The 6990-nt window shown below is 38.3% G+C and carries 7 protein-coding genes and 2 pseudogenes; 1 reads left to right on the plus strand and 8 read right to left on the minus strand.

Going from position 1 to position 6990, the window contains the following annotated elements; translation table 11 throughout:
- Positions 1–486: 486 nt before the first annotated feature.
- The 8 genes and pseudogenes from QMA09_RS16765 to QMA09_RS17170 all read right to left on the minus strand — a co-directional run.
- Entirely contained in the window at positions 487–948 is a 462-nt protein-coding gene (locus tag QMA09_RS16765; RefSeq protein ID WP_290213949.1) for a barstar family protein, read from the minus strand.
- Between the two features lie 253 nt (positions 949–1201).
- The gene (locus QMA09_RS16770) at positions 1202–1627 is read right to left on the minus strand and encodes a DUF4275 family protein (protein WP_290213950.1); all 426 of its coding nucleotides are present in this window, start codon (positions 1625–1627) and stop codon (positions 1202–1204) included.
- A 156-nt stretch (positions 1628–1783) separates the two neighbouring features.
- The gene (locus QMA09_RS16775) at positions 1784–2395 is read right to left on the minus strand and encodes a VanZ family protein (RefSeq protein WP_290213951.1); all 612 of its coding nucleotides are present in this window, start codon (positions 2393–2395) and stop codon (positions 1784–1786) included.
- A gap of 169 nt (positions 2396–2564) precedes the next feature.
- Positions 2565–3026, minus strand: coding sequence for a DUF5063 domain-containing protein (locus QMA09_RS16780; protein ID WP_290213952.1), 462 nt, complete (start codon positions 3024–3026; stop codon positions 2565–2567).
- Positions 3027–3276: 250 nt separating this feature from the next.
- Positions 3277–3867 (minus strand): SMI1/KNR4 family protein, encoded by a 591-nt coding sequence (locus QMA09_RS16785; RefSeq protein WP_290213953.1) that lies wholly within the window; start codon positions 3865–3867, stop codon positions 3277–3279.
- Between the two features lie 152 nt (positions 3868–4019).
- The gene (locus QMA09_RS16790) at positions 4020–4802 is read right to left on the minus strand and encodes an ankyrin repeat domain-containing protein (protein WP_290213954.1); all 783 of its coding nucleotides are present in this window, start codon (positions 4800–4802) and stop codon (positions 4020–4022) included.
- Positions 4803–4970: 168 nt separating this feature from the next.
- Positions 4971–5510: a hypothetical protein gene (locus QMA09_RS16795; protein WP_290213955.1), complete on the minus strand. Its 540-nt coding sequence runs from the start codon at positions 5508–5510 to the stop codon at positions 4971–4973.
- A 696-nt stretch (positions 5511–6206) separates the two neighbouring features.
- Positions 6207–6494, minus strand: a pseudogene (locus QMA09_RS17170) (DUF4288 domain-containing protein); the annotation flags it as partial.
- Between the two features lie 326 nt (positions 6495–6820).
- Between QMA09_RS17170 and QMA09_RS16800 the strand changes: the two are divergent.
- Positions 6821–6990 (plus strand): annotated as a pseudogene (locus QMA09_RS16800) (IS21 family transposase); the annotation flags it as partial.

Genomic DNA, 6990 nt, shown 5'->3' on the forward strand with positions numbered 1-6990 from the left:
CTTTTTCTTCTTGCTCTTCAAAGTTCATTAGAATTGGTATTCTGAATGTAACTTAATTAGAGTTAAGGTACATTCTGATTTAACAAAAAGTCACGAAAAATGGTTCCTAAAAGTTAGTAACTCGGAGAGTAGATCCTGCCGGTATCCGTATCCAAGACAAAATCAACTTCTATATCCTCTGCATATGGAAGTTGATCAAAGTTATGAAGCCGGCAAAACACATTGGCAAAGTCATGAGTCTCAGAAGTTAATTGGTCTGCTTGTCGATACATCTTCCTCAATTGCTGGTTGGAACATTTTTTACCGGTCAATAATGCTTGGTTGAAGTAGCCGTCAATTTCAATAATCATCCTGATCACGGCTGGTTGCTAACCAGCTATATAGCTTAAATTTTTCAATACTTTCCTTTTTCCTACGTTACTAGAATTAAGATAAATCAAGTACTTTGAATATAACTTAATTGCTAATAAGTTACATTCACTTTATTTAATTTATAATTCCTCGATCTTTATCAAACCATTCTTCTCCATTCCACTCGGGGACCATCCCACCTATCGCAGGGAGGGATATTTCTGGATCAGTTGAATGAATAAAACTTATTACTGCTTTTCCTTCGAGTAAAAATCTCCAAGAGTTTATATGGATGAGCTCTAACATAGCAATGGCTACTTCAGGATGTTTCGCAAGGAAGGACTGAAAATGAGTGAAAACCAACAAAATGCCCGTATTGTTTATTGGTAAATCAGATAGACAATCACTAAACGCATTTAAGTTTTCACCGTAATAAGCTGGAAAATTCAACTTCCTGGCAACTTCTTTATGGAAAAGCTCTTCATCCCATTCTCCACAATCAAACCGAACTATCTCGAACCCTTCAGCTTCAATTTTTCTACTGGTTTTCTCTAAAATGTCGGTTTTTCTAAACAAGATTATACTGCCGTTTAGCATCAATTCTTTCCACTTCGCTGGTTTCGTATCTATCTTTCCCTCCTCCTATCTTTCTTATTTTAGAAGGCATTTTGGAAATACTTTCTCTATGATGCCACTCTTTAAATTTTTTAAAAATAAAGGTCTTGAATGTAACTTACTTAGCATTAAGTTTCATTCAAATATTTAAAAAATAATCTTACAGCTTTCTAGCTTCCGTAATGCTTAATTACCTCATTTCTAATCTCTAGCTTAACTAAAGAATAAGGGAATCTTAAGGGCTATAAAAGTAAGGACCGCAGTCTTCTTCATGAGTTAGAACATAAGTCCAGGTGAAGTGTTCATCAACTATATAGAGGTCGCTGCATATATAAGTGATATCTTTTGCTTTAAGTTGATTAGCCTTTGGTATATGTATTGCTTCTTCGCTAGATGTGTAAATAAGATAGCACCCAAATTTTTTCTGCAAATCAAATGCTTCTATCGCTTTTTGCTCTTTTAAACATTCGATTTCCCCCCAGCTAAAGACATTCCACATACATTGCTTTAAAGCCATCTTTCTCTTTTGGGATTGGCTCATATCCTTGGCAAAAGCTTCTTCCCATTTTTGCTCTAGCTCATGCCCTTTATTCGGCACTATTTTAAAGCTAATATTCTTGTCCTGTAACCGATTTGTTTGTCTATGTAAAAATTCATCCAATCTACTAACCCCTTTATAAATGACCCATATAAGTTACATTCAGCTACCTTATTTTATTAGCGATTATAACTCTTAGAAATTGATGAGAAAAATCCTCAATAACAGGCTAAGGATGAGCCTGAAAGAAACGGCATATCAATTGCCAATTCTCATGGCTCACGATGATCTTCTAAATGAATTTGAAAGTTTAGCTTTAGGGATTTGATTATGAATAAGGCCAACTGCAAGATACGCTAAACCACCGCCTAGAGTATTTAACAACAAATCATCGACATCAAAGGATCCACGCTTTGTGAAGAATTGAAGCCCTTCTATTATCAAACTCCCGTAAAGAATAACTTGCCATGAAAAAGTGAATTTTATATTCTTTATTCGCAAATATGCTCCTAGAGGGGCAAGCATTAGCATGTTAATTAACACAGCAGCTGTAAAAGTTGAAAGGTTTGCTTCGGAAGCATAGGTCAAGAAGTTAAAAGGCATGAAATTGGAGTCGGTTGATTTCGAATTCCCCCTAAAAAGGGTTATAGAAAATAAAAAGACTAAGTACAGTATCATAGCGAAGTTTATATAGATGGATTCAATTTCAAATTCTTTCATCAGAAACTTGAAACAGCCAAAAATGACAAAAGCCAGCAAGAATCTCCCTAGTATATAAGGAATCGGCGAAGCAGCAAACACCACAATTAGGTCATCAATAAGATAATACATAACGAACTGAGAGGTTAGCAGCGATAAGACGATTAATATAAAATTTTTAAGCAGATGCATTTTTTCACCTCAAAAGGAACTTTCAGATATCTAGATTTTACCAAAAAATAACTGGAAAAGTGCATAATGCAAATAAAAGGAAGGATAGCGGCTATACTTTTTGCTTTTTCCTTCCAATAAGTTCAAGCTATGTAAACTAAATTTCTATTCGAATCTTCTTATCTGAGAATTAAGTAGGACGTGTAACGTAATTGATGGCGTGCAGCGCACGGATGGCACTTGTAGCATGTTCTCCCCAATGCATTTCTAAACCGAATCTCCACTCCCATACCGCTTCAATGCTTTTTCCCTGCTCGTATAGAATGAGCCCTTTCTTAATGTCCCTGTAAATGCCCATGATATCGTCGTCCAGACAACCGTTCACTGGCTTTTCATCTTGATAAGGATCGAATATCTCAGTGTATAAGTTATGGTATTTAACATCGACTTTCGGCAGCGGGAAATCCAAATCGATAGAATGCTCATCTTCAGGTTCAATTTCCGGCAAATCCAGGGCTGTTGTATACAGGTGAGAAATGATTCTGAGCAATTTACGGAAGCTTTCTTTTTCCTCAAAAATACGGCAAGAATCGATAAAATCACAATAGGCTGTAGCAACAAATCGAAACGCTTCCACTTCTTGGTTTTGCATCTTTTTACTCCTCTTTTATATTTTAGTTTACTCTTTAGTAATCATAATGTTTTTCTTATTACTTAGTTCGCTGGAAACTCTCATTCACCTGTTTTTAAACTTTTCGTAAAAGTACACTTTTCCAGACGAAAAGGGATAGAAGATGCTTATCTAAGCACATCTTCTATCCCTTTAATTGTTTATCTTCTAATAAGTTCTAATGTGTAAACCTTCTTATTATCTGCTGATTGTAGTAGTGGATACACACAGTCTATTCATCGTCAGAGTATTGAGGATTATCAGCAGTATAAAGCGGCCAATCCCAGAAGAGAGAACCTTGAGAAACAATAAAACGATCCAAAAACATTAGTAGATTAAGGTCCAAACGCCTTGGTCCATCTATGTGTTCCATTAGAAAAAGGTAATTGGGGTCTTTCTTTTGGATAGCTTCCATACTGATAGCAAGATGTTGCTGATCCACGTCCCCAATTGGCAAGAAATTAAGGTCTCCATCCATATACTTGAGACTCTCTTTCATTTCCTGAACCGAACACAGTTTCAGTCCGCCTCCACCGTTTACCCCGTTGTCCAAAATTACTTGATAGAGGTGCGCTCCATTGTATTCCAGTAGAAAGGAACGATGGTCTTTTGGCAGCTGATGCCCAATCCGTCGTTCGAATTCAACGATGGTTTCTTCCTCAGAAGGAGGATTAACTGTACTGATACTTTTAGTGAGTAAACCGTCTCTTTGAATCAATAGCCGTTCATTGTTGCTATCCGTTGCTTTTAAAACAGCTTGCATAATCTTATGAATGCCCATATAGTCATTGTTCACTCCTTTACTAATGTTCTCCAAATCCACTATCCCATCCCAGAGATCGAGTTCGCGTGTTGATGGCCTTAAAGTGAATGTTATTAACTAACGAATTTGCTGATGTGAATGTAACTTCCTTTAGATTAAATTACATTCAAAGCGCTAAGTTTATACAGGAATGAATTACTCATTTCCACGAACTATTGAGCACCTTGTACTCTAAAAAAACTGGCAACGTCATCAATCCCATATTCCTCTGCATAAAAGAGGGCTGTCTTCCCCTCTTTGTCCTTTGCATGAATATCCGCTCCTCTTTCGACGAGCAATTTGACGGTTTCGAATTGATTGGAGTCGAAGTAACAGCTGGCAATGATTAAAGGCGTTACCCCGGCTTCCGACTTAGCGTCAATACCAGCCCCGTTGTCCAGCAGGTACTCCACGATATTTGTATTCCCATCGGCAGCAGCTTGATAGAGAGGAAATATTTTGGAGTTGTCTTTCGCATTCACATCAGCTCCGTGAGCCAGCAACAGTTGGATAGCGCCCAAATGGCCTTCCTGCACGGCCCAGTGCAAGGCGGTGTAATCTCCGCGCGATGGATCCAATTGGTCCACAGCCCAATCCCGGTCCAACAAGAGCTGGATGCTCCCAGTTTGTCCATTGGCAGCAGCGACATGGAGCAAGGAAAGTTTTCGGTAGCTTTCTGATTTTAGGGTGTTCAAGAAAAACTCCACCACTTCCACTTGTCCTTCGGCAACCGCAACATCAATCGGCGTATACAGCTGGTCATCCAGCTTCAGCGGATCCGCACCTTGCTCCAGCAGAAAGGCCACGGTCTCCAGCTCCCCTTCCTGAGCTGCCCAGTGCAGGACCGTATAACCCCCATCATCGCCTTGATTGATGTCGAATCCGGTGGAAAGAAACTCTGCCAATTTCTCCAGATTACCATTTGCTGCATCTTGATAGATATCATTTTCCAACATACAGATCCCTCCTATTATTTTTTTCGACAAAATCTAAATGTAACTTAATTCACAATAAGTTTCATTCAAACAAGAGAAACCCACTTGTATATTAGAGGATTTTATTAAGATCTTTACAAAAAGAATTTTTCAAAATGGAATGCATCTTAAGCTAACATTTTAATTAGTTCAACTTCCGTGCCAACGATGCCATATGCCCTTGAAATAGTCGGAAACCAAGCCATCTCCTTGGAATCGCTCTTCTAGCACCGTTTGCAGCTGATAAAATTCATCTTTCTGTTTTTCATAAGGATCGGAGAGCATACTCAAATAGGTATACCTGTACACGATTTCATCTGGACAAAGTTCATATGCACGTTTTAACATCGAGAAGCCTTTTGCTTCCCAAACTTCATCTTCGCCAAAATACCACGGGAATAGCGCCATCATATAACCAAAACACCAAAGAAAGTCCTCGTTTTCCAAAAAATTAGCTAAGCCAAAATGCGTAACTTCTTTTAGCACATCCCATGGTTCCTGAAGGTCTTCCTCTTTTATTCCCAGAGGAAAATATTCGACACTAATATACCAGCAGAAGAAGCCAAGGCGGATTGCAACTTTCACGTCAGAAGGATTTTGGCGCCAATTTTTTATGAGGAGCGTTTTCGCTTCATTCCATTTTTCCTGACTTTCTAATGCACCGACTTCCGTCCATTTCCAATCCATCATAATGCTTCTACCCCTATCTCGAGTACTTGATTTGAACGTAACTTACTTCACAATAAGTTAAATTCAAAGTCAGAAGAAAACCCAGATTAACTATTCTCGTTTATTGGCTTTCCTGTTTGATTTGGCTCACTCAAATATTTTTGCATTGAATAACGATTTTCATTTCGGAAGCAAGTAAAATTTCATGGGAAAGGAACTCCTCATCACATTGGGTAATTTCATCGCACATCCAATCGTCCAGCCCTCTTAGCCCGTCTGCGACGAGTTCATGGGAACCCCAATCATTTGGATTTTGCCGGCGCTTTTTTCAAATCATCTAGATCGCTTTGCAGCTGCTGAACGATAGCTAAAAGCTGTTACTCCCTTTCCTAGCTCTTTTTCAGTTCGCTTTTTAGATCTGCAAGCATTTACGTATGATCCACTGGATTCGGCAATTGGTATTTTGGCTGCTGTTACACGAGTTGATTTTCTGCTAGTGCAATGATGGAAGTCTAACCGATATGAGTTGGAATATACCAAATAGCGCTAATTACCATGGAACCACCTTACTCTCCATCATTTTCAACAAAGAGTATCGCAGACACTTCCTCAAACCTCAATTCGCCCATTGTTGCAGTACCATGTCGAATAGCCTTTGGTCTAAATGTAATGGCAATGATGTCATCCTAAATTTCATTTATAGAATTTGCTTAACGATTACTCTTTCACATCTTCCTCCTTTTTATTTTTATTGAAATTCTTATTGACCAGTACTTCGACGACCGTTTCTGGGTAGTAATGCGAAATTACATCTTCTGTGGATATCGTGTCAGGAACATAAAAAAAGCGTGAATACAATTCTGTGCCAGTTTGAAGTTGTCTATCAAATAAATTAAAACAATCGATCGTCTTTACAAATTCCCATTCAACCTTTTGGCCGTATTCATTTAAATAGTCCACTTCCTGCTTTATCGCTTCCTTTTCACCAAGTGCATAAGCCTGCTCTTCAGAAGAGGCTTATATGAGAAAGAGAGTTTCCTCATAAGTCTTGTGATCTCTTGGTGAAGCTATATCTATCGGTTCTTGAGAACTCTCTCCTGAGATGATGCATTCGTATAAGACCTTTACTGCATACCATTCCCAATCCTTGGTCATTTTTTTACGCAGCCTCTTTTTCATTTTCATCCCCCTCTGAAATTCAGATAATCGTATTAAAGCTCTTCTATAGACAGATTCGGAATAGAAATGATAGCTTAACTATGTACTAAAATGATTGTTTAAGCATGTACAGTTTTGATGTGCATCGGCATACTAATCTAGAGGTGATTAGTATGTACATACAGCTAGCGATTGAAACGGAATTTGAAGTGAAGAAATTGAGTGACTTACCGAAATTTAAAACTCTAATGGAGAATCTAAAAATGAAAATAAACAAAAGTGAACTAGCGAGAAAGCTTGATGTGGACCGCCGAACAATCGATAAATACCTAAACGGCTTCAT

Source organism: Planococcus sp. APC 3906 (assembly GCF_030407685.1).
GTDB lineage: Bacteria > Bacillota > Bacilli > Bacillales_A > Planococcaceae > Planococcus > Planococcus koreensis.